We start from the raw sequence: 23,717 nt of genomic DNA on the forward strand, positions 1-23,717 counted from the left end.
GGTATGGTGGTCATGGGGGTCATAGAGGAAATCGTTCCAAATCCCACAAGTCCTAATTTCATTAAGAAACCAAATAAAAAAGCATCCCAAAACCCACAGCGGCGTTTTATCGGGATGCTTTTCGTTATTTATTCATGCCGATCGTCTCCTACTTAAAACACTTTCTTTGCTCCGCGCTCCGATTTTAATATCTCAACTGCTTCCCGGAACCTTAACGAGTGGACAATCTCTCGCTCTCGTAAATACTTCAGCCCATCCTGCAGGTCCACATCGTCCGTCATATCAATAAGCCATTGATACGTTGCTCTGGCCTTCTCCTCCGCCGCTATATCCTCGTATAAATCGGCGATTGGATCTCCTTTCGCTTGAATATAAGCTGCGGTCCAAGGGACACCTGATGCGTTCTCATAAAATAAAGCATTGTCATGACTTACATAGTGTGGGTCCAAACCCGCCGCTTTTATTTGCTCAACCGTAGCGTCTTTCGTAAGCTTATACACCATGGTCGCAATCATTTCCAGATGGGCAAATTCCTCGGTAGATATATCCGTCAGCAAGCCGATAATTTTGTCAGGAATCGAATAACGTTGATTCATGTAACGCAGTGCCGCTGCAAGCTCTCCGTCCGCCCCGCCATATTGCTCCAGCAAGAGCTTAGCCATACGAGGATCGCACTTGCTTACCTTGACAGGGTACTGCAGTTTTTTCTCATAAATCCACATTTCAATGCTCCTCTCCCTTCGTTTGACTCCGAGACGATTAAACCTGCCAAGGCCACGGCGTATCGATCCACTGCCATGGATATCCCGAGAAGCTCTGACCAAAGCTTTTCAGAGGACCGAACTCACGTTCAAACTGATGAGCCAAATGCATGCGCTGATGAGCACATTCGTTATATTGATGGAGAGCGTTGCTGTCGAGCGGATGTGTGTCGAGATACAAGGTTAGCTCCACCAGAACGAAATCAATGGCCTGGAGCTCCTCCAGCATAGAGTAATAAAGCACCGGCATTCGTTTCTCCTCCATAGATGAGCCTCCTCTCCTTTCCAGCCTATAATCTTGGTTCATACGGGCTATAGAGCGCGGGCCACAGCGTTCCCATCCTCAGCGCCTCTTTGGGAGACCATTGTGGGAGATTGGGGGGCTGGAACTGTATATACAACTGGGGCGGCGTGGAATAAACCTTCTCCCTTATAGGGGGACATGGGTCACAAGGACCAATATACGGACACCATACTTTCTCCTGTGTAAACATGATCAGATTCCTCCTCTAATGAGAAAATCTACTACCAATATTTATACATTGTCTCCTTGTCCATTATGAGTATAAAATGGGAACAAATTCATCAAACCCCGTAATTCAGGGGGAGAGGGAGTTGAATTGTTTTTGAAGAAAACGCTTGCAGCAAGTTTGACAGCCGCACTCATTGGTATCTCCTCGATTTTACCGCTTCCTGGCGGTGAGCAAGTCTACGCAGCAGTCTCTTCCGTTCTTTCGCAAGGAATGTCTGGCAGCAATGTCGGAGCTTTGCAGAGCAACCTCAAAACTTTAGGATATTTTACATATCCGATTAACACCGCTTATTTTGGATCGATTACGGCGCAAGCCGTACGTGATTTTCAAAAAGCTTACAGTCTGCCTGTATCCGGAGCTGTCGATTCATCCACACAAACCGCCATATCCCATGCTCTCGTAAAACGTCAAATTGTAGCAGATGCCTCGAATTATATGAGGGTTTCTTATGTTTGGGGTGGTGCTACCCCTGACGGCTTCGACTGCTCCGGCTTCATTTACTTCATGTACAATAAATTTGGCGTTTCATTCAATCGCACTTCTTCTTCCGTCATGGCCACCATGGGGACAAGTATAGCCAGGGCAAGCCTGCAGCCGGGTGATTGGGTATTCTTTGCACTTAATGATCCAGACGCAATATCCCATGCAGGGATTTATACCGGCAATGGGGAATTCATCTCCGCGACTCGCTCTGCGGGTGTATACATTCAAAAGCTGGATAACAGCTACTGGGGACCCAAATATATGGGGGCACGGCGCTTTTATTAAAACTTCGAAATGAAAAAGGAAGGTCCGTTAAGACCTTCCTAGTCTGTTGAGAAACCTATTTATCCGGAAATATGCTGTATAGGGAAGTGGGGTATGCCTCGGAGGAGTTTACGTCCGCCTTTGAAATCCATGAATTTACCGCTAAATTCTAATCAAATTCATGGATTTCAACAGCGGCTGGAGGGGCATATCCCACTGGAGTATATTAGCCATATTTCAAGTTTTACAGGCTTCGCGACACTCTGGGAAGGTCCGTCAAAGACCTCCCTTTTTCACTCTGCCGAGCACATCGATACGTGAGCCGTAGCGCATAATTAGTCCAATTTAATATTAATTTTCAATAGTCCGACTCTACGCAGCGCTTGGTACACAATGATAAGAACAGGACCAAAAATAAGACCGATAACACCGATTAATTTGAAGCCTACATACATGCTCATTAGTGCAGCCAGAGCATTAATGCCAACAGCATCACCGATAATTTTAGGTTCAATCAGCTTGCGGAATATCATGATAAACACAAGCAGAACCAACAGCCCAATTCCCAAATGCACATTCCCCGCCATGAAGCTGTATAGCGCCCAAGGTACCAATACCGCACTCGTTCCGAGAATAGGGAGAATATCAACGACAACAATCAAGAGCGCAACGGCGAGCGGATAGTCCACACGCAGGAAGAGAAGACCGATTAAGGTAACTATGTAAGTGAGAAAACTGATTAACACCTGCGCGAACAAAAATCCCAGAACCGCTCGGCGCAAATCCTTAAGTACAGCGATCACTTTCGATTGCGAGAGTTTATCGAACAAATTCAAGAACGAACGATACACACTAGGCAAGCCTATCGAGATCAAGTACAAGCCGATGACAAATACGACGAAGAAAATGAATAAGTTCGGAATCGTTTTGGCGACATTGAGAAAATACGTTGATACCGCCGTCACGATCCCTTTAATATTATCCGTAACGGTATTGATCCCTGTTTCGATCCAGCCCTGAAGCTGCTCTGCCATACCAGAAGGTAGCGAGTTGTAGAACAATCGCGTCTTCTCTGTCGTGTCATCGATAAACAGCTTTGCATCATTTAAGTAATCAGGAGCATACTTCCAGAACTGAATGAGCTCCGACACCATTTTGAATCCTACCAAGAAGAAAAATCCGAGCAGTAAACCTGTAAACAAGGTGCAGGCAATCGAAGCCGCAAACACCCTGTTCATTCTCCCCAGCTTCATCAGCCATTGCACAACAGGCTCTAAAAAAATGGCTATGAGCATGGCAAGCAGAAATGGAAATCCAATGGTAAACAATCCATAGAGCAATACAACCCCTATGGAGCAAAACAGAATCGTCCTCAGAGACATAAATGGGCAGTTCCCCTTTACCCTTTATTATTATTCTTGAGTATCTGTTGGCTTACTTGCTTGCTCTATGCGGGTTATAGTCACTCTCATAATACGCAGGCGGCGTACCTCGGTTATTTCAAATTCAAAATTTCCATGCTGAAGCTTTTTCCCCTTGGATACTGCTCCTTCAAGCTCGGTGAACAGCCATCCTCCAATCGAATCCACCTCATTGTCTTCAATCCCCAGCGAAAGCAGGTCATCCAAGTCCTCAAGCAGCACTCGACCGTCTACTGAATATTGATTGCCCTTCTTCTCGATGCTTGGACGTTCGTTTTCGTCGAATTCATCGTGGATTTCACCCACAATCTCCTCCAATATATCTTCCGTTGTCAATAACCCTGCGGTGCCTCCATATTCATCCACGATAATGACAAGCTGCGAATGCTTTTTTTGCATAAGCTTCAAAACATGGCTGATCTCCATCGATTCCGGCACCATCAGCACTGGGCGAATGAACGACTGAAGATCGTGATCTTCATCCGGGTCTGCCGTTAAAAGATCGGTGATGTGCACAAATCCAATTATCGTATCCTTGTCGTGATTCGCCACAGGGTAACGCGTATGCTTCGTTCGGTAAACCGTTTTTAAATTCTCCGCAAAGGATAGATTCGCGAATAAGCATTCCATATCGGTGCGCGGCAGCATAATCTCCCGTGCTACCCGATCGGAGAATTCGAATATATTATCAAACAGTGCCATTTCATCTTTATCAATATGTCCACTGCTGGCACTCTGGTTCATGAGAATCCTTATTTCTTCCTCCGTGTGAACTGCATCATGTTCGTTTGCAGGCTGAACGCCTATGAGACGAAGCATACGGTTGGCCGCGCCATTCAGCAGCCAAATGGCTGGAAAAAATATTTTATGGAACACGAGCAAAGGGCCGGATAACCACAAAGATGCTGCTTCCGATTTTTGAATGGCCAGCGATTTGGGCGCAAGCTCACCTAACACAATATGCAGGAACGTAATGGTGGCAAACCCGATAAATACGGACAGCGCCGAGCTGTACCAAGCTTTATCCCAATGGAGCAGCGCAAACAACGGATCAACTATCAGATGGGAAATCGCCGGCTCACCGAGCCAGCCTAGTCCTAGGGATGCCAATGTGATGCCAAGCTGTGTTGCGGATAAATAAGCATCCAGCTTTTTCGTCACGGCAAGAGCATACTTGGCTTTCCCGACCCCTTCGTTATGCAGCTGCTGCAGCCTTGTTGTGCGAACCTTGACGAGAGAAAATTCGGCAGCGACGAAAAATCCGTTTAACAGAACCAACAGAAGTACCAATACGATATTAAGCGCGATCAAACCCCAATCAAATCCCAAGGAACCTCAAACTCCTTTTTGTGTGATGATCAAACTGTATATCCTGTGGTAATCCAATCAAGGCTCCGATAATTAGACAACTGCTTTACGATTCTTAAAGTCTATTTCCTTATAATACGTATCAACAACCAAAAGGTTGGGTCCGCAGCATTGGGCAGCAGGACAATGACAGTTGACAGAACCGTTCAAGGGATGATCGTCCCATCTTCCGAATACTTGCTCCAAGGTATCCGTATGGATATTGCCGAGAGCAGGAACATCGGAGAAGTCCGTTACGTATACGTCTCCTGTGAACAAATTCACGTTCAATCGGTTGCGTCCATCGGGGTCGTTGCGTACCGTTACATTAGGTTCTTCCCGAAGTCTTCGAATCATGCGCTGATCTTCCTCGTTCGTATTGCAAGCGTAGTAGGGCAGCGTCCCGAACAGCATCCACAAATTACGGTCGCGATTGTCCAGCAGGTTGTGAATGGCACTGCGAAAATGCTCCAGCGATAGTACCGGCAAGTTCGACGCAAATGAGCTAGGGTACATCGGATGCACCTCATGGCGACGGCAGCCCATCTCTACAATCAGTTTATGAATGTCGGTCAGCTTCTCATGCGTTCGATAATTGATCATCGATTCAGCCGATACGAACATGCCACCACGACTCAGCTCTATAGTGTTTTCAATCATCCGCTCATACATCTTGGCCGCTGTATTCTGCGTAACCGTCCGGTCTGTACGAACAAAGCCTACTTGATGGAAATCATCGGCATTCAAATAGTTGAAGGAAATATGCATAACGTCCAAATAAGGAGCGAGCATTTCATAACGGGACAAGCTCAAGGTAAGGTTGGAATTGATTTGTGATCTTACCCCCCGTTCACGCGCATATTTCAAAATCGGAACGATATAATCCCTCACCGTCGCTTCATGATAGCTTGGCTCCCCGCCGGTGATGCTTATGGTCTCCAGATGCTCTACTTGATCCAGACGCTGCAGCACCTTAGCCACCGGAATTCGTGGGCCTTCCGTCATGGTTAACGTCTCTCCCACCGCACAATGCTCACACCTCATATTGCACAAATTGGTTACCGTAAGTTCTACGCTAGTGAGCATGTGCTTTCCATGCTTTTGCAAAGAACGAATCGGATCCCAAGGATCGTACTCGGGTGTTATTTCCGGTAGAACGGGGTTCAGTTTATCTATTATCATGTTGAGTTCACACCTGACTGTATAAAGTATTTTTACCACCTATTGTATCGTATGACGCACGAAAATGAAACTAAACGAAGCAATTCCCACTTTTTCATGAAAAAAACCCGGGGCTCCGGGTTTCATCTGACGTATGTATGATGGCTAGCCTAGATCCTCATTGACTCCAGTTATCATAATCGATAATTTCACGGACAAATCGATATCAAAAGGAGCTTTCAACTCCTGACCCTCTTCATCCTTCAAAATTCGAACAATAGGTCGATGAGGAACCATTTTGTTAAGGCCGACAACGGTCCCTGTTTCTCCTGTGTTCAGAGTCACCGTGATCCCTATCGGATAGATCGCTATATGATCTCGGAACCATTCGATTTTTTTCTTTTCATACAACGTGTCCGTTCCTGCATACAATATTTCCATAGCCTGATGAGGCAGCAGTGCTTTGCGGTATACCCGGTGAGTCGTCATCGCGTCATAGGAATCAACCAGTCCGATCCATCGAGCGTAATCGTGAATGTCTTTGCCTTCAATCCCACGAGGATACCCGCTTCCATCCAGCCTTTCATGATGCTGAAACGCACAGTGCGCCGTAACCAAAGAAATATTCGGCTCTTCCTTCAGCAGCTGGAAGCCATACTCGGTATGCTTCTTAACCCAAGAAAACTCGTTATCGGTCAGCTTGCCGTTTTTGCGGAGCAGCTCGAGAGGAATTTGGGTTTTGCCTATATCATGTAGAAGCGCACCTAATCCAAGAGTAGTCAAATCATCGCGATTGTATCCATAGGCCATTCCGAGCAGCGTCGTATAAATGCACACGTTCAAAGAATGCTGAAACAAATAATCATCCATCACGCTGATATTCGTCAACATGATCATCGCGTCTTCATGGCCGCTTAGATCGTCAATAATCATTTTCATAACATTGCCGAACGTTTTTCCAAGACGCTTATCGCTAGACGTTTTCTGCTTCACGGAAGCTTCCATCATGCTTCGAAAAGAAGAGCGAATTTCGGAAGTCGCTTTGAACCTCGTTTCTTCACTAATCATATCTGGAATCATAACATCATTCGTTCTAGGATCATCTATATATATGAAGTCAATACCATGTTCGCTCAACCGCTGGATCAGTTTATGCGATAATTCGACACGTTCCCCGAGAAGGGTCAGTCCTTCTTCATTATAAATCCTTCTCCCGAGCTTCATGCCAGGGCGAACCATATTCAGCGGAAGCAAACGCATGATTAAACCACGTCTTCTTTCTATAATAGTAAAGATATGTTCTATGCCTAGAGTAAAGGATTCCTCGAAAAAGAGCAACATATTTCGACATATTTTCAGCCTTTTTTCGTTCTTTTCTTTCATATTTTTCTTCTGTTTGGTTAAAGAAATATTAAGATTACTCTCATAGTCCAAGTTGGTATTGTAGGACATCTGTTTACAAGCTAAAATAGAGTAGGTTCGCACAAACAAAGTAGGAGGCAATTATGTTAAGTTATTGGGTTTCGATTATTATGGGGATTGTTGAAGGGCTAACCGAGTTTTTACCCGTATCCTCTACCGGGCATCTGATTTTAACGCAAGCATTGATGGGTATACCTGAAGACGATGCTATAATGAAAACGTTCGAGGTTGTTATTCAGCTTGGAGCCATTCTGGCCGTGGTCGTCATTTACTGGAACCGGATTCTGCTTCTTTTTGGACTGAAAAAAGACCCGAGTCGTATAGGTAAAAAGAAACTGAACTTAATCCACATCTTGATCGGTATTTTGCCTGCAGGTATTGTAGGTTTGCTGGTTAATAACTGGATCGAAGAACATCTATTCTCTCCGAAAACCGTAATTTTAAGTCTTATCGTCGGGGGAATCCTGTTTATCATAGCTGAAAAATCATCTACTCCTAAACCGGCACAAGAGCTCGATGACATTACGTATAAACAAGCACTGTATATCGGCTTATATCAAATATTGGCCGTAGTATGGCCAGGCTTCTCTCGTTCTGGTGCGACAATTGCCGGGGGTATGCTGTCCGGTGTCAGCCGGGGTGCTTCAGCCGATTTTACATTTATATTAGCGATTCCGCTTATGTTCGCGGCCTCCGGTTTGTCTTTACTGAAGGCTTACAAATTGCTTACACCCGACCTTATCGGATTTTTTGCAGTAGGGTTCGTTGTATCGTTCATTGTAGCATTACTTGCCGTCGTAACCTTTATTAAACTAGTTTCTAGAATTAAGCTCACATATTTTGCTTATTATCGTTTTGTACTAGCTGCTGTTTTTGCATTGTATCTTTACTTAGCTTAAGCCAATCACGGGATGAAAAAAGACTGTTGGAGCCATTTAAAAGCTCCAACAGTCTTTTTAATATTCCTCTGCTAGAAGGCAAACCAACGTTTGCTGTACCCCGCTGCGATTGCCTCTTTATTATGAAGCTCCTTTTGCATAATATCCCGCAAAAACTCCGGCAAGAAATACTGTACATTAGTTCCTTTGGATAGCGATAAATAGCCGATCCCAAAAGAAAACATATCCACCGTACCTACCCTATAACCTCGACCAAGATCAAGCAGCTCTTCTCCGACCCAAACCTGACGTATTTTGGAGAGTGCAGGTCCAGCCGCGTTGTACTCTACCTTTATACCATCGATGTTGAGCATTCCGAGTACTTTACAGCGAAATCCAAAGCCGTAAATAGGCTTCTCCATAAACTCTGGAAGAAGCGATTCTTCGAGCGCTTGAATGATTTGTTCACCGGTGAGTATTATTTGACACGGATTTATAGGTGATGGGCATATTTCTAGCAGCCGCCCCACCGTAACCGTTCCTTGCTCCAGGCCCTCTAGAAATTGTCCCGCATTCACCAGACCGATATCTGAGCCCGTCCAGCGCCTAAGTGCTGCAGCAAGCATATTGCCAAGAGGTGCCTCCCGATACCAATGAACAGAAAGCGATTCCTCCAAATATGCCGCCTCTCGATTGAGCGTCTGCTTCGCCTCGATCCCGAATCTCTTTATCTCTGCTGCAAGTTTTGTGTCATAAGGCTCCGCTTCCATTTTACGGACGTATCCTTCCATCTGTGTCAGCTTGCGGGTATTTGCGTCTAGTTGTACATCGACTACCCCAACATATTGACCGAATTTGCCAGCGCCGCATACAAGCGTGTTTTCTATGCGCAAAGGCTGTTCAAGTAGATGATGACTGTGACCTCCTAAAATGACATCGATTCCGGGAATTTCCTGGGCGATTCTTTCATCCGTCTTCAGCCCGAGATGGGACATCAGAATGAGCACGTCTACCTTAGGACGAACCTTCTCAACCCACTGATGGACAACGTCGATAGGCTCTAGAATAGTCCAGCCAAGCAGCCTGTAAAATTCCTCATAATAAGCTGTCACCCCGATCAATCCAACCTTGATGCTGCCTTTAACAATAATGTGATAGGGAGATGCCCAAGCTGGAATTTCCCCGGTTGCCGTATCCAGCAAATTACTGCAAAGCACCTTGATTTCCGGATGTTTGCTATATAGGTCAGCCAGCGCCTCTTTTGTAAACGTCAAACCTTCATTGTTGCCGATCGTAATCGCATCATATCCCGTGGCAGCTATGACATCCAGATTATAGCTGCCGACGCTCGCTTCCGTCTCCGGTCGCATACGGTCCAAATGATCACCAATATCCAGTGTCAGTGTATGCTCTTCTCCTGCCGAAGCGCGAAGCTCCTCAACTACAGCAGCGATATGGGGCATTTGCTCGTAATGGCTGTGAATATCGTTCGAATGAACAATTCTAAGCCGCAAATGGGGTGAGTTCATTCAGCAGCCCCTCCTTTTAGAGCCTTATCCATCTATTTGTTAAGCCTTAGTTCTTCTATACTCACCCTATTCTTAAACCCGTAGGATGCTTCATTAACCGCTTCGCCGTATTCAAATCGAATAGAGACTACACTTTTCACATTCAAGCATTCACTGCTTCCATCCGGCACATAAAGCCGAATCGGGAAACCTTTTTGCAGCGGTTTGCCGTCCTGCTCATACAGAAACACGGCCTGATTCAACTGCTCCCAAGGTATCGTTGCTTGAAACTCATCGACTGCCTCTACGTTCATATAAACAGGCTCACGATCCGTTTTAACCTGGCGCTTGTTCATCCAGGCATCATACCAGGATTTCAATTCAAAAGCCTGCCCCTCTACTCCAGGAACTCGCTCTTTGAGTGGTATATGGTTAGGGGCCAGAGAGCTCATTTCCATTACGGTACATTGCTCCGTTCCACCTATTTCATCATATACGGTAATATTCATTCAATACCCCTCCAGCTTCCCTAAAGGATAACCTTTATATGTACACGAAACCCTTCTATTATATCACTATCTCGTTATCTTATGGTATGCTGTTAATAAAACCATGGGAGTGATTTAGATGAAGCTGCAACTATTCGTTTTTGCAGGCTTGGCGGAGCAGCTGGGCAGCTCCCTTATTTCAATAGATTGGGAATCTGATGCCGCTTTGACACCTGCTCTTTTAAAACAATGGCTGATGGACAAGCATCCTGAAGCCGCCCAATCATTGGCTCGAGCTTTCGTAGCCGTTAATCACAGCTATGCGCCAGATGATCAATTAATTGATGAACAGGATGAGATTGCAATCATTCCTCCTGTCTCGGGAGGACAACTGCAGCTTGTCGAAATAACCTACGATCCGATCTCTATCGAGACGGTTACCGCTAAAGTGCTGCATCCGGATCACGGGGCTGCACTGACCTTTACAGGAACAACAAGGGAATGGACCCATGGCAAAAAAACTTGCCTGCTTGAATATTCCGCTTACGAACCAATGGCTCTCAAAACAATGAAACAAATCACTGCTGAAATTCACGAACAGTGGAACGGTACACTATGTGCCATAACCCACCGGCTCGGGAAGGTAGATATCGGTGAGATCAGCGTCGTGATAGCCGTGTCTTCCCCACACCGTGAGGCCGTTTATGAAGCCAGCCGGTACGCTATCGAACGACTTAAGCAGATTGTACCCATCTGGAAAAAAGAAATATGGGAAGACGGCTCCGAATGGAAAGGACATCAGTTGGGGCCCTGGAACCCCTTAGTATAAAGGAGAGAAACGCATCGATGAATACTAACGATCAGAACAACGAATCCCTAACAGCTGCTGCTGCACAGCGATATTCACGCCAGCTATTGTTTGCGCCGATTGGAGAGCAGGGGCAGTCGAAGCTGATGCAATCCCGTGTAGCGATTGTAGGCACGGGCGCACTCGGAACGGTGCTGGCCAATCACATGGTTCGTGCCGGTGTTGGCTTCGTGCGCCTCATTGACCGGGATTTCGTTGAAGCGAGCAACCTGCAGCGCCAAATGCTCTACGACGAGGCTGACGCAGCATCCTCAGAGCCTAAAGCGATGGCAGCAGCCAAAAGGCTTCAACAGGCTAATTCGCTGGTCACCATTGAGCCCGTCGTTGCTGACCTCCATCCTGCCAATGCCGAGTCGCTGCTTGCCGACGTTGATTTGATTCTGGATGGTACGGACAACTTCGCCGTACGCTTTCTTCTCAATGATGTAAGCTTAAAGCACAACATCCCATGGATTTATGGTGGTGCGGTCAGCTCTCGCGGTGTGTCCATGACTGTCATCCCAGGTGAAACACCCTGCCTTCGCTGCATGTTTGGGCAGGCGCCCGCCCAAGGAACGACAGAAACATGCGACACTGCAGGGGTTATCGGGCCTATTATTCATACAGTCGCTTCTCATCAAGCAACAGAGGCCTTCAAGCTGCTCGTTGGTGCTACTGCCAATCTGAACCGCAAAATGGTTCATTGGGACTTATGGTACAACCAGCACGCCGCTGTAGATGTGAGTAAAGCTCGTAAATCGGATTGTCCCGCTTGTGGGCATGGCCACTATGAGTATTTACAGCAGGAGGCAGAGGAAGATACGATCCAGAACTTATGCGGACGGAATTCGGTTCAAATTCAACCGGTAAGCCCCGCTTCCTTCGTCTTGGCCGATTGGGCAGATAAGTGGCGTCCTCTGGGACACGTGGAGCTCAATCCGTTCTTATTAAAATTTTATCCTAACGATGCTTTGACTTTGATTTTGTTTTCCGATGGCCGGCTAATCGTTCAAGGTACAGATGATCCCGTGATGGCCAAGAGCCTATATAGTCGGTATATAGGAATGTAGTTCTGAGTTTTTTCGCTGTTTCTCCCTTTTATGTGACAAAATGCTCATAATTAGGTTGCCAATATAATACATTCTTGGTACCATAACCTTATACTAATTAGCTTATACACGCACACTGTGATTGGGAGAGACGGCTATGAGAATTTCTGTCATGGATTTACAGGTTGGGGATCGGACCGGCTCGGATGTTTTTAATTGGAATGGACTCCTTGTCGTGTCTGCACACACCGTCTTAAATGCCGATGATATTGACAAGCTTCAACTGCACAATATTGATTATGTCGACATTATGATGCGACAACAAGAGCAAATCGCGGAATCAAAACCGACGGCAGTACAAGCAGAGCACACTCCAGCTTTTTCTCAGACGGCTGCCTATGAAGAAGCGGTAAGTGGAATCCGAGATTTATTTAATCAAATCAATGCGCAGGGCAAAATCGATGAAAAACAAGTGGAACAAAGCTTTGCCCCCCTTGCCAATCATTTTGTACTACAAAAAGATGTCGTCTCTTTACTACTGACTCTTAACAGCAAAGATGATTACACATACCAGCACAGTGTTCAAGTAGGTATGATCTCCTATTATATCTCCAAGTGGCTAGGACAATCGGAAGAGGAAGCGCTCTTTGCAGGCAAAGCCGGTTATTTGCACGACCTTGGCAAAAGCCGCATTGACGATGCCATTCTTCAAAAACCGGGTCTACTGACGGATGAAGAATTCGATCTAGTGAAAAAACACGCAGTATACGGCTATGAAATGATTCTTACGTCCGACTTGCCCGAGGCTATTGCTTTAGCTGCTCTGCAGCATCACGAACGTCTGGATGGAACTGGCTATCCCTCCAAGCTTCATAGTAAAGATATTCACCCTCTTGCCAAGATCGTTGCTGTTGCCGATGTATACAGCGCTATGATCTCGCAACGGGTTTACCGGGATAAACAAGATTTGCTTCATGTGTTAAAAGAATTGCATCTACTTAGCTTCGGCAAGCTGGATCCCAAGATTACCCAAGTGTTTATCCGCAATATGATCCCTAATTTCATTAATAAAAGAATTTTGCTTAACAACGGTGAAAACGGTATCATTGTCATGACACATCCTACAGACTTTTTCAGACCTTTAGTTCAGATTGGCGAGCAATTTATTAATTTGCCGGACTATCCCGAATTAGAAATCATGGAAATATATATGTAATACAAAAATGAGCCGTTCCGATTAGGGACGAGCTCATTTTTGTATTACATATAAAAAAGGTTCCCCATGAAGTAAGGGAACCTTTTGATATGCATGGTATTAACCGATGGAACCTTCCATCTCGAACTTGATCAGACGGTTCATCTCTACCGCATACTCCATCGGCAGCTCTTTCGTGAACGGCTCGATAAAGCCCATAACGATCATTTGTGTAGCTTCTGCTTCGGATAGGCCGCGGCTCATCAGATAGAACAATTGATCCTCAGAAACCTTGGATACGGTAGCTTCATGCTCCAGCGTAATGTTGTCGTTCATAATTTCATTGTAAGGAATAGTATCCGAAGTGGATTCCTTATCCATAATCAACGTATCGCATTTGATGTTAGCCTTGGAGCCTGCGGAGTTGCGTCCGAAGGAAGCCAAGCCACGGTAGGTTACTTTACCGCCATGCTTACTGATCGATTTAGATACGATGGTTGATGTTGTTTCAGGTGCAAGGTGAGTCATTTTGGCACCAGCATCTTGATGCTGTCCGCGTCCTGCAACAGCGATGGAAAGCACCATACCTTTAGCGCCACGGCCCTTCAAAACAACCGCAGGATATTTCATTGTTAATTTGGAGCCGATGTTACCGTCAACCCATTCCATGGTTGCATTTTCTTCAGCCACGGCACGTTTAGTAACCAGGTTATAAATGTTAGGTGCCCAGTTTTGAATCGTCGTATAACGGGCACGGGAGTTTTTCTTACAAATGATTTCAACAACCGCACTGTGCAGGGAGTTCGTGCTGTAGATAGGAGCCGTACATCCTTCAACATAATGCACGAAGCTGTCTTCATCGGTGATGATCAGCGTACGCTCGAATTGTCCCATGTTCTCGGAGTTGATACGGAAATAAGCTTGTAGCGGAATATCCACTTTAACGCCTTTTGGAACATAGATAAAGCTTCCGCCAGACCAAACCGCACTGTTCAACGCTGCGAATTTGTTATCGCTAGGAGGAACAATCGTACCGAAATGTTCTCTGAACAATTCCGGATATTCTCTCAAAGCCGTATCGGTATCCGTAAAGATAACGCCTTGGTCTTCGAGCTCTTTTTGCATGCTGTGGTAAACTACCTCAGACTCGTATTGAGCGGATACGCCGGCCAAAAACTTTTGCTCCGCTTCAGGAATACCCAGCTTGTCGAACGTTTCTTTAATTTCTGTAGGAACCTCTTCCCACGTTTTACCTTGCTTCTCGGACGGTTTAACATAGTACTGGATATCGTTGAAATCCAAGTCGTCCAAGTTACCGCCCCAACGTGGCATAGCCATTTTTTCGAATTGCTCCAATGATTTCAGACGAAAATCGAGCATCCATTCCGGTTCGCCCTTCATCTTGGAAATCTCGGCAACGATCTCGCGAGTCAAGCCTTTTCCTGTTTGGAAAACCGCTTTATGTTCATCACGAAAACCATATTTATAATCTTCCATTTCCGGCATTTTCTTTGCCATGTTCGCCAACCTCCTTAAAGTCTTCGGGTTATCCCAAACGACTATCTTACTGCTTATTGTGAGCCTGTTCGATTCCTTTGCGAAGCGCATTCCAGGCTAGAGTAGCACATTTGATTCGTGCGGGAAATTTATTAACGCCGGATAGAGCTTCGATATCCTCATATTCGAATTCCACCGATTCGCCCTTCATCAGTCCGGAAAACTTCTCAGCCATTGACAATGCTTCCTCGAGCGTTTTTCCTTTTACGGCATCCGTCATCATAGAAGCGGAAGAAAGGCTGATCGAGCAGCCTTCTCCAACGAACTTAGCGGCTTTGACGACACCGTCTTCCACCTGCATTTGCAGTTGAATTTTATCACCGCACGTAGGATTGTTCAAGTCGATTGTTACGGCTTCATCATCCAACGTGCCGCGATTGCGCGGATTTTTATAATGATCCATAATGACTCTGCGATATAAATCATCCAATTGCATGACCGAAGTACTCCTTTGTTTTGATTAGTGAAGCCACCAACCGGTCAATGTCATCTTCTGTGTTATAAAGATAGAAGCTGGCGCGAGCCGTAGCCGAAACGTTCAGCCACCGCATGAGCGGCTGGCAGCAATGATGTCCTGCACGAACGGCGATGCCGTCGGCATCCAAAACTGTCGCAACATCATGGGGATGAACATCCCCCAGATTAAAAGTAACCGTACCGGCACGATGGCTTGTCGGTCCGTATATCGTCAAATCTTCAATTTCGGACATACGGCTGATAGCATAAGCCGTCAACTGCTGTTCATGCCGGAAAATCTCATCCATACCGATAGTTTCAAGAAAATCTATAGCCGCTCCAAGTCCAACGGCACCGGCAATAATAGGCGTACCGCCTTCGAACTTCCAAGGAAGCTCCTTCCACGTGGAATCGTACAAGTCCACATGATCGATCATTTCGCCGCCAAACTCGATCGGCTCCATGTTTTGCAGCAGTGCTTTCTTACCATATAATGCACCGATTCCTGTCGGAGCGCACATTTTATGGCCCGATAATGCATAGAAATCACAATCGAGATCCTGCACATCCACTTTCAGATGAGGCGTGCTTTGCGCTCCGTCAACGACCATTACGGCACCATGCCGGTGTGCAATAGCAGCGATTTCCTTCACCTGGTTAACAACGCCAAGAACGTTGGATACATAAGTAACAGCAACGACTTTCGCACGATCAGTAATGGTTGACTCTACGTCCTCCAGACGAATAGAACCATCCGGTTGAAGAGGAATATATTTTAAGACAGCGCCCGTAGCTTTCGCTACTTGCTGCCAAGGTATGAGATTGCTGTGGTGCTCCATGGGCGTCAGAACGATCTCATCGCCCTCACCGCATACGGCACGAGCGTAGCTGGAAGCAACCAAATTCAATGCCGTTGTCGTACCGCGGGTAAAAATGATTTCTTCGGTCGATTTGGCGCTGATGAATTTAGCAACTTTCTCACGTGCCCCTTCGTAGGCATCTGTTGCACGAGAGCCCAGCGTATGGACTCCACGGTGCACATTAGCGTTATCCCACTCGTAGTAATGCTTGACGGCTTCGATTACGGATACTGGCTTCTGCGAAGTAGCGGCGGAGTCCAAATACACTAATGGATGTCCGTTAACTTCTTGCTGTAGGATAGGAAATAGTTTCCGAATCTCCGACGTCTTCATTGTCCGAGCTTCCTTTCTACAAGGCTTTGCAGTTGGGATTGAATTTTTTCCATTGGAATTTCCGAAACAACTGGCGCCAAGAAACCATAAATGACCAGGCGCTGAGCTTCTTCAAGAGTAATACCGCGGGACATCAAATAGTGAATTTGTTCCGGATTCACTTGTCCTACGCTTGCTGCGTGACCTGCTTTTACATCGTCTTCGTCGATAAGCAGGATTGGGTTCGCGTCACCACGAGCTTTCGGACTTAGCATCAGGACTTTCTCCGTTTGCTGACCGTTAGCGCCTGTAGCCGCTTTTTCGATTTTGGTAATACCGTTAATGATCGCAGTGGATTCGTCACGCATAACAGCGCGAGTGATCATATCACTGCTGGAATTTTTGCCGAAGTGTACCGCTCTTGTCGTGACGTTCAGCTTCTGATCATTTGTTCCGACGCAGATGATTTTGGCATCCGAGTTGGAGCCATTGCCTTTGAGAATGGATGTCGTATCAGACATAGCATTGCCATAGTTCATCTCACCAATGACCCAGTTGATCGTAGCATCATTTTCCACAACAGCGCGACGATAAGTAAGATCAGTAATCGAATCATTCAGATCGTGTACCGAAGCAAAGTTTACCGTAGCACCCGGTTTCACAATGACTTCTACTACGCCGTTTTGAACAAGATTGTTCAGGTTACCTTCGGAAATGAAATTGTCAACATAGGTGACAGATGCATGCTGCTCAGCAACAATCAGTACATGTGGGGAGAAGCTAACATCCGCATCGTCTGTCAAGAACAAAGCTTGAACCGGCACTTCCACCTGTACGTTCTTAGGAACGTACAAGAACACGCCGCCGCTCCAGATAGCTGTATGAAGTGCTGCAAGTTGATTTTCGTCTTTGGTAACAACCGTTCCGAAGTAGCTTTTTACCAGATCCGAATGATTTTTCAATGCATCTTCAAGACTTGTGAAAATAACGCCTTGTTTGGCCAATTCTTCTGAAGCTTTATGGTATACGATGCTTGCGTTTTTTTGCACAAGCAGGTTTTCGGGATTTTCGTTTTGCAGCAAAGCTTTTGCCGATTCAGGCAATTGCTCCAAAGTAGTTAACGCTGCTTCCGCTTTATAGCTTCCGTAGGAACGAAGGTTCCAACGGTCGATTCTCGTTTTTTCCAATTTTGGTAATTCCAACGATCCGGCCAGCTCCAGCGCCTCAGCGCGGAGGTTGGTCATCCATTCAGGCTCTTGTCTCGATTGGGACAGCTCCACGATGGTTTGACGATCGATTGGAAGAATGGTTTGTGTACTCATAGTATATTCCTCCGTCGTGGACTTATTTTAGTATTTAGGAGCTGTCGTGTTCATAGGGACTTTGAATTCTTCTTCATCTTGGCCTACGGTTTCGTCAACAATGCCAAGCTCTTCTTTAATCCAATCGTAACCTTCGTTCTCCAGACGCTGAGCCAATTCAGGACCACCGGATTTTACAATGCGACCTTGCATCATAACGTGTACGAAGTCAGGTTTGATATAGTTCAGCAAACGCTGGTAGTGAGTAATGATCAGGAAGCCACGGTCTTCGGAACGCATAGCGTTTACGCCAGTAGCAACGATACGAAGTGCGTCGATGTCGAGACCAGAGTCAATCTCGTCCAAGATAACAATGCTTGGCTCGAGCATCATCATTTGCAAAATTTCATTCCGTTTTTTCTCACCGCCGGAGAAGCCTTCGTTCAAATAACGATGCATGAACTCAGGGTTCATCTCAAGCTCTTTCATTTTCGCTTCCATCAAGCGGATGAATTTGATCAAGGAGATTTCATTGCCTTCGCCGCGGCGTGCATTGATGGCACTGCGCAGGAAGTCAGCGTTCGTTACGCCTGCAATTTCACTTGGGTATTGCATAGCAAGGAACAGACCTGCTCTTGCTCTTTCGTCTACAGCCATTTCCAATACGTCTTCGCCGTTCAAAGAAACGGAGCCTTCAGTTACTTCATATTTAGGATGTCCCATGATGGTGGATGCAAGGGTACTTTTACCGGTTCCGTTAGGACCCATTACCGCGTGAACTTCCCCGCCCTTAATATTCAAGCTCAAACCCTTCAAAATCTCTTTGCCTTCGACAGTTGCCTTCAAACCGTCTATAATAAACTCCGGTGCATTTGCCATAGTTATTCTTCCTCCAATTTGAAATAAATCGTTAGATGTTGTAATTCTTACTTAATAATCATTCTAAATTGATTATCAATGATTCTCAATGTTACTATATTATATCTTACCGTGGCAAATCAATAAAGACCTATTTAGCTCATTTTTATACGTTCTACTTGCATAAACTAACCATAAGAGGTCTTAGCCTAAGGCAGATTTAATTTTACTCGTCGCTTCTTGGAAATCATCGTCATTTAATACCGCTGTGCGCTCCATACCATCCAATACAGAGCTGTTCAATTGAATCCACGACTTGCACCCGTTATAATCAGCCAACAAAGGGAGGCGAGCTGGTTCAGCAAGTTCGTACACTCTTAACAGCATAACATGCAAGGGCTGCGTTCGCTTCCACTTTAATCTTTCTTCTGCGAATGAGTCGGTCCATAGATGAAATGCAGATAATTTGTCAAGCTGCTCCTGATTATCTATTAATATGTCTTCGGCCAGCTCCGCGTAACAACGAATCGTCACCTCCGTATCTCGAACACTCCAGTTCTCCAAGGTCTTGTCCAGCTCTGGCTGGTCATCCGGCTTAATCCACTGCTTTTTTTGATGCTCATATGTAGGGAACAAATAGAAGCTGCCACTTTCCACTTGAAAGTTTTTCGTTTCTTCTCGAATGCCGCCTTTTCGCATGATGAGAATTTGCCGTCCGCTTCTTAATGCTTCCACCGCGACAGCCCACTCTTTTAAGGCTATTGGTTGGGTACTCACCATTACTCCATCCTTTCCTTATATGGCTTCATTTAATCTTTTCCTGTTATGAAAATACCTTTTTTTGAAAAGACTTCTAAAACATCTATTATAAAAGTTCATCTTCGTTCAAGCAACTGTTGCCAGGCATAAAACATGCCGAAAAGCAGGAACCTATACCTGCGTACACAAACTCACTTCAAGGAGGATGAACAATGAGAGAAGGAATCATTCCTGCTGTATTGGGTACGGCCGTAACGGCTTCAGGTGTAGCGCTGCGGGGGAAATTTCCGATGGCTGCCGCAGCAGTCGCCGGATTTGGACTTGCACATGTCGTGTTAGGTGCGATTGACTTGGTCGAGCACCGACGCGGCAAAATGGGTTAACCGATTTAAGCTGAAAGGACAAAAAAACCTAACGATAACACGTTAGGTTTTTTTGCTTTTTCACTATATTTTATTATTGTAAAACCTTCATTCCATGCTCCTTCACATTACGAATCAACTGCAATGCTTCTGCACGAGTGAGCCCTTCCTGTCCTGCAAACCCGGCAATACCACTTTCATTTGATCTGCCTTCAGCGTAAGATTTAGACAACAAGTAATCGATCGCTTTGTCCTTCAATAAAGGCGCCCCATCCGCAGCCGCTATAATTTCAGCCATAGATTCTCTTGTGATCAGCTGGCTTCTAGCCGCTCTGTTCTCTGCGCCCTTCACAGGATACTTGTGCTGTACTGCAAAGGTGTAGAGGCTATCCGACCATTGTGCTCCTGAAGTAGAATTTGCTTTTTGATCAAATGCTTTAAGCAGCATGCTTAAGAATTCCTCTTCGCTTACTTGGGAATCCGGCCTGAATTTCCCGTCCGTGTACCCGTCGACGATCCCGTTCGTTATCCCCCATTGCACGGTGGATTCTGACCAATGACCCGTTATGTCGGAGAAACGGATTTCGGAAGACTTCTCGTTCGGAGCTCCTGTATTTCCGGTATCTGCAGGAACGGTAGCTTCTGGGACAGGAGGCTTGGAGGACGGCTTCTCTTTATCATCAAGATCGACAGGCGGCTTGTTAATATAGAAGAATTTCACATCGTATTTCAATTCTGCCGGCTCGTCCGATGAAGTTCTCAAACCGGTTACCTTCACTGTAAACACATCACCATCACGAATTTTGTCCAGTTCCTTGGGTTGGAAATGAATCCGTTCTCCACTATTCTCACCCAATTGAAGATTCAAGTACAAAAGGTGGGAATCGTCCGTACTTCGAGTAGTCCATTTGTATTGATCCGATTGGCGCGTTAATTCAATGTAAACTTCATTCGTTATGTTTGAGAAAGAAGAATAACTCAAAATGATGGTCCAGGCTTGATTTGGACTAAACACATCCGCTGGGAAATCACCTTGGGCAGGATAAGGAATATAGGAATAATTAAAAACATCCCGGCTGCTGAGATCCGTAAAATCCAATACGGCATAAGAGGCCTGATTATTTCTTGAAGCTAATCCTATGCCGATTTTTTTCAAATAAGGGTGTAACAGTTGGAGATCCGGTCCATAGGTTAATCTATCTTTGCCATACCCATTTTTGTCAGAGCCGTAATATTCCTCTTTAAACAAGTCAAATATAGAACCACCCATATATCTATCTATTGCTTTAGCTGTTTTATTTCCTCTTGAGCCATCCACCGTGATCAAGTTACTGCCTCTGGCAGAGGACTTGGCAGTATAGAAAAAATCATTATCCATATACGCGGGTTGTCTTGGTTCGTGAGTAAGATTTCCATATACGGCTGCGCTTATGACCGCTCCATATTGTGCAGATTTTGAGTAATCCTCTTCCAGCTCCAGATTATCCGGCAGCCCGCTAATGTATCGATAAAAATTAGCTCTGGCCAAGCCACCTCTCAAATAGTTGATGTTCACTTTCCCAGGAGTATACTTATCTGTGCTAATAACCGGAACCTCATCATACGCCTCGCCTTGGTAGACTTCCGGATTGTACATGCTCCATTTACTTTCAATGGATTCCTTAGTTCTTATTGGCAGTCCGGAATCCACTGTTTGAGCGTACCCTACAGCCGACATAGTACAAGCCACGCTTGCACCAAGCAGCAAGCTAGCGATAATCCTTTTCTTTTGCATCACATTAATCCATCCTCCCCATTAAAGTTCGGTTATTGTAAAGTGCTCATTCCATGCTCCTTCACATTACGAATCAACTGCAAAGCTTCGGCTCGTGTCAAACCTTCCTGTCCGGAAAAACCAGCAATACCACTTTCATTTGATCTGCCTTCAGCGTAAGATTTAGACAGCAAGTAATCGATCGCTTTGTCCTTCAATAAAGGCGCCCCATCCGCAGCCGCTATAATTTCCGCCATAGATTCTCTTGTGATCAGCTGGCTTCTAGCCGCTCTATTCTCTACGCCCTTCACAGGATACTTGTGCTGTACTGCAAAGGCGTACAGGCTATCCGACCATGCTGCTCCTGAAGTAGAATTTGCTTTTTGATCAAATACTTTAAACAGCATGCTTAAGAATTCCTCTTCGCTTACTTGGCTATCCGGCTTGAATTTCCCGTCCGTGTACCCGTCGACGATCCCGTTCGTTATCCCCCATTGCACGGTGGATTCTGACCAATGTCCGGCTATGTCCGAGAAGCGGATATCAGAGGCAGGAGGAATCTGCGCATTCCCATTGGATATAGGTACAGCTTTCTCTCCCGGCAGCGGGTCGTTGATATTGGATATGGTCGAAACGGGACTTGATGTTTCAGTTTTTGACTCTGACACCGGCTTGTTTATGTAAAAGAAGTTTATGTTATAGTTAATTTCCGTTTCAAAGCCTGTGTAGCTTTTAAGACCGGTCACTTTTACGGAGAACACATCATTGTCCTTGATGCTATCCAGCTCTTCCGGTATAAAGTCAATTTGGCTAAAATCCTTGAAATTGCTGACTCTGATGTGGTTGCTATTCCATGCGTTCTTTGAGCTCCATGTCCGCTGGTCCGTTTGTCGCGTAAGCTGTATGACAATATCCTTGGAATCGTGAATAAATTGATAAGGATTCAACAATATAGTCCATTTGTTGCTAGGCTTGAATACATCCGCAGGAAAGTTTCCTTGGGCAGGATACGGGACAAAGGAGTAATCTATCGGTTCGGGACTCACATCATCCGTAAAGCTCATGGAAGAATAAAAGGTTTGGGTATTTTGGATCCCCGGAGCTATCCCAAAGCCTATTTTTTTCATGTAGGGCTTCAATAAATCCAGATTATTTCCATACCGATTGATGCTATTTCCATCCAAACTGCTGTTCATGTACATATCTACTGAAGCCGCAAGCAGGTTAGGAGAGGTTTCTTTTATCGCAACAGAGCTGCTCTTTTTAAGCGCATTAGAAGCCTTTTCGAAAAACTCATCATTCATATCCGCTGGTTTAGCCACTACATGATTCAAATTTCCATAAACCGCGGAGGTGACAACTGCTCCATATTGGATCCGATCCGATAAATCCTCTGAGAGCTCCAGATTATCCGGCAGCCCGCTAATGAATCGATAAAAATTGGCTCGCGCCACACCACCCTCCAAATAACGGATGTTCACTTTACCCGGAGCATACACGTCAGTGATTCTTGGCGTTTCAGTAAAAGGATTCACTTTATAATTATCCGGACTGTACATTTTCCATCTTCCAATGATCTCTTCCTTGCTTCGCAACGGCAATTTAGATTCGACGCTTTCGGCATAGCCAACACCTGCATAAATCAAGGTGAGGCTCATGCCTAGCAGTAAACTAAGGATTGCCCTTCTACTCAAACTACACCACTCCCTCAACTCATTTTATGGTTTATTTTCCATTTTTTATAATACCATTTCTATTCATTTTTGGACACTAAACAAATCCTCTACAAGTCAACTCATGCTCTGAAGCCTTATTTCTATTAATTTCGGGGGTGTCCCCGATTAATAACAGGACACTGCTGCACACAGTTTCCAAAACAAAAAAAGCACTCCGCAATATCACGGAATGCATATACGATCAAGAATACTATAGATTTACTTACTGGAATTCACATAAAACTTGGACGAATCATGGATCCGGTCGTACTGCTGTTGATTCGCCTTCATTGGATTGGACGCAACCGGCTGATCTTCATCGGCATACATCCCAAGAGCTAAGACGATACTTAGTGCAGCAGCACCGCAGAGTAACCGCAATAAGATTTTCATATGGAAAGATACCTCCTAATTTCATAACCGCCGT

The 23,717-nt window shown here is 45.5% G+C and carries 24 protein-coding genes; 6 read left to right on the plus strand and 18 right to left on the minus strand.

Annotated features, from left to right (window positions below):
- Nucleotides 1-152: 152 nt before the first annotated feature.
- From QMA13_RS28005 to QMA13_RS28015, 3 genes are read right to left on the minus strand one after another with little or no spacing between them, the layout of a single operon-like run.
- The gene (locus QMA13_RS28005; RefSeq protein ID WP_282936958.1) at nucleotides 153-722 is read right to left on the minus strand and encodes a manganese catalase family protein; all 570 of its coding nucleotides are present in this window, start codon (nucleotides 720-722) and stop codon (nucleotides 153-155) included.
- 37 nt (nucleotides 723-759) lie between these two features.
- On the minus strand, nucleotides 760-1,026 hold the full coding sequence (locus tag QMA13_RS28010) for a spore coat protein CotJB (RefSeq protein WP_282936959.1): 267 nt from the start codon (nucleotides 1,024-1,026) through the stop codon (nucleotides 760-762).
- A 25-nt stretch (nucleotides 1,027-1,051) separates the two neighbouring features.
- On the minus strand, nucleotides 1,052-1,255 hold the full coding sequence (locus QMA13_RS28015) for a spore coat associated protein CotJA (RefSeq protein WP_282936960.1): 204 nt from the start codon (nucleotides 1,253-1,255) through the stop codon (nucleotides 1,052-1,054).
- A 132-nt stretch (nucleotides 1,256-1,387) separates the two neighbouring features.
- Between QMA13_RS28015 and QMA13_RS28020 the strand changes: the two genes are divergently transcribed.
- Nucleotides 1,388-2,062, plus strand: a complete 675-nt coding sequence (locus QMA13_RS28020; protein ID WP_282936961.1) for a C40 family peptidase — start codon at nucleotides 1,388-1,390, stop codon at nucleotides 2,060-2,062.
- Nucleotides 2,063-2,376: 314 nt separating this feature from the next.
- Here QMA13_RS28020 and ytvI read toward each other — a convergent pair whose 3' ends face one another.
- From ytvI to QMA13_RS28040, 4 genes are all read right to left on the minus strand, one after another.
- Nucleotides 2,377-3,423 carry a sporulation integral membrane protein YtvI gene (gene ytvI / locus QMA13_RS28025; RefSeq protein WP_282936962.1) on the minus strand — a complete coding sequence of 349 codons (1,047 nt, stop codon included), beginning with the start codon at nucleotides 3,421-3,423 and terminating at the stop codon, nucleotides 2,377-2,379.
- A gap of 30 nt (nucleotides 3,424-3,453) precedes the next feature.
- Nucleotides 3,454-4,791 (minus strand): hemolysin family protein, encoded by a 1,338-nt coding sequence (locus tag QMA13_RS28030; RefSeq protein ID WP_282936963.1) that lies wholly within the window; start codon nucleotides 4,789-4,791, stop codon nucleotides 3,454-3,456.
- 72 nt (nucleotides 4,792-4,863) lie between these two features.
- Nucleotides 4,864-5,991, minus strand: coding sequence for a radical SAM/CxCxxxxC motif protein YfkAB (gene yfkAB / locus QMA13_RS28035; protein ID WP_282936964.1), 1,128 nt, complete (start codon nucleotides 5,989-5,991; stop codon nucleotides 4,864-4,866).
- 144 nt (nucleotides 5,992-6,135) lie between these two features.
- Nucleotides 6,136-7,230, minus strand: coding sequence for an HD-GYP domain-containing protein (locus QMA13_RS28040; RefSeq protein ID WP_282936965.1), 1,095 nt, complete (start codon nucleotides 7,228-7,230; stop codon nucleotides 6,136-6,138).
- Nucleotides 7,231-7,475: 245 nt separating this feature from the next.
- Between QMA13_RS28040 and QMA13_RS28045 the strand changes: the two genes are divergently transcribed.
- Nucleotides 7,476-8,291 (plus strand): undecaprenyl-diphosphate phosphatase, encoded by an 816-nt coding sequence (locus tag QMA13_RS28045; protein WP_282936966.1) that lies wholly within the window; start codon nucleotides 7,476-7,478, stop codon nucleotides 8,289-8,291.
- 71 nt (nucleotides 8,292-8,362) lie between these two features.
- Here the strand turns inward: QMA13_RS28045 and QMA13_RS28050 are convergent, their stop codons facing one another.
- On the minus strand, nucleotides 8,363-9,799 hold the full coding sequence (locus QMA13_RS28050; RefSeq protein ID WP_282936967.1) for a bifunctional metallophosphatase/5'-nucleotidase: 1,437 nt from the start codon (nucleotides 9,797-9,799) through the stop codon (nucleotides 8,363-8,365).
- Nucleotides 9,800-9,831: 32 nt separating this feature from the next.
- Nucleotides 9,832-10,287, minus strand: a complete 456-nt coding sequence (locus QMA13_RS28055; protein ID WP_282936968.1) for a molybdopterin-dependent oxidoreductase — start codon at nucleotides 10,285-10,287, stop codon at nucleotides 9,832-9,834.
- A 118-nt stretch (nucleotides 10,288-10,405) separates the two neighbouring features.
- Here QMA13_RS28055 and QMA13_RS28060 point away from each other — a divergent pair, with 118 nt between their 5' ends.
- From QMA13_RS28060 to QMA13_RS28070, 3 genes are all read left to right on the plus strand, one after another.
- Nucleotides 10,406-11,095 carry a molybdenum cofactor biosynthesis protein MoaE gene (locus QMA13_RS28060; RefSeq protein WP_282936969.1) on the plus strand — a complete coding sequence of 230 codons (690 nt, stop codon included), beginning with the start codon at nucleotides 10,406-10,408 and terminating at the stop codon, nucleotides 11,093-11,095.
- Between the two features lie 17 nt (nucleotides 11,096-11,112).
- Entirely contained in the window at nucleotides 11,113-12,183 is a 1,071-nt protein-coding gene (locus tag QMA13_RS28065; RefSeq protein ID WP_282936970.1) for a ThiF family adenylyltransferase, read from the plus strand.
- Nucleotides 12,184-12,319: 136 nt separating this feature from the next.
- Nucleotides 12,320-13,378, plus strand: a complete 1,059-nt coding sequence (locus tag QMA13_RS28070; RefSeq protein WP_282936971.1) for an HD-GYP domain-containing protein — start codon at nucleotides 12,320-12,322, stop codon at nucleotides 13,376-13,378.
- A 99-nt stretch (nucleotides 13,379-13,477) separates the two neighbouring features.
- Here QMA13_RS28070 and sufB read toward each other — a convergent pair whose 3' ends face one another.
- The 6 genes from sufB to QMA13_RS28100 form a co-directional block, all read right to left on the minus strand.
- The gene (gene sufB / locus QMA13_RS28075; RefSeq protein ID WP_282936972.1) at nucleotides 13,478-14,875 is read right to left on the minus strand and encodes a Fe-S cluster assembly protein SufB; all 1,398 of its coding nucleotides are present in this window, start codon (nucleotides 14,873-14,875) and stop codon (nucleotides 13,478-13,480) included.
- A gap of 46 nt (nucleotides 14,876-14,921) precedes the next feature.
- Nucleotides 14,922-15,350: a Fe-S cluster assembly sulfur transfer protein SufU gene (gene sufU, locus QMA13_RS28080; RefSeq protein WP_282936973.1), complete on the minus strand. Its 429-nt coding sequence runs from the start codon at nucleotides 15,348-15,350 to the stop codon at nucleotides 14,922-14,924.
- Nucleotides 15,337-16,563, minus strand: coding sequence for a cysteine desulfurase (locus QMA13_RS28085; protein WP_282936974.1), 1,227 nt, complete (start codon nucleotides 16,561-16,563; stop codon nucleotides 15,337-15,339). The genes sufU and QMA13_RS28085 overlap by 14 nt, the downstream gene beginning before the upstream one ends.
- Nucleotides 16,560-17,864: a Fe-S cluster assembly protein SufD gene (gene sufD / locus QMA13_RS28090; RefSeq protein ID WP_282936975.1), complete on the minus strand. Its 1,305-nt coding sequence runs from the start codon at nucleotides 17,862-17,864 to the stop codon at nucleotides 16,560-16,562. Before sufD ends, QMA13_RS28085 begins: the two co-directional genes overlap by 4 nt.
- 27 nt (nucleotides 17,865-17,891) lie before the next feature.
- On the minus strand, nucleotides 17,892-18,722 hold the full coding sequence (gene sufC, locus QMA13_RS28095; RefSeq protein ID WP_282936976.1) for a Fe-S cluster assembly ATPase SufC: 831 nt from the start codon (nucleotides 18,720-18,722) through the stop codon (nucleotides 17,892-17,894).
- A 183-nt stretch (nucleotides 18,723-18,905) separates the two neighbouring features.
- The gene (locus QMA13_RS28100; protein WP_282936977.1) at nucleotides 18,906-19,481 is read right to left on the minus strand and encodes a DUF1802 family protein; all 576 of its coding nucleotides are present in this window, start codon (nucleotides 19,479-19,481) and stop codon (nucleotides 18,906-18,908) included.
- 191 nt (nucleotides 19,482-19,672) lie between these two features.
- Between QMA13_RS28100 and QMA13_RS28105 the strand changes: the two genes are divergently transcribed.
- Complete coding sequence (locus tag QMA13_RS28105; protein ID WP_282936978.1) at nucleotides 19,673-19,843, plus strand: asparagine synthase; 171 nt, start codon at nucleotides 19,673-19,675, stop codon at nucleotides 19,841-19,843.
- Nucleotides 19,844-19,916: 73 nt separating this feature from the next.
- On the opposite strand, the gene QMA13_RS28110 is transcribed toward QMA13_RS28105, so the two are convergent.
- From QMA13_RS28110 to QMA13_RS28120, 3 genes are all read right to left on the minus strand, one after another.
- Complete coding sequence (locus tag QMA13_RS28110) at nucleotides 19,917-21,596, minus strand: S-layer homology domain-containing protein (protein ID WP_282943608.1); 1,680 nt, start codon at nucleotides 21,594-21,596, stop codon at nucleotides 19,917-19,919.
- A 32-nt stretch (nucleotides 21,597-21,628) separates the two neighbouring features.
- Nucleotides 21,629-23,269 carry an S-layer homology domain-containing protein gene (locus QMA13_RS28115; RefSeq protein ID WP_282936979.1) on the minus strand — a complete coding sequence of 547 codons (1,641 nt, stop codon included), beginning with the start codon at nucleotides 23,267-23,269 and terminating at the stop codon, nucleotides 21,629-21,631.
- Nucleotides 23,270-23,509: 240 nt separating this feature from the next.
- Nucleotides 23,510-23,683, minus strand: a complete 174-nt coding sequence (locus tag QMA13_RS28120) for a hypothetical protein (protein WP_282936980.1) — start codon at nucleotides 23,681-23,683, stop codon at nucleotides 23,510-23,512.
- Between the last annotated feature and the right edge of the window lie 34 nt (nucleotides 23,684-23,717).

This window comes from Paenibacillus sp. RC67, from assembly GCF_030020805.1.
Lineage (GTDB): Bacteria > Bacillota > Bacilli > Paenibacillales > NBRC-103111 > Paenibacillus_S.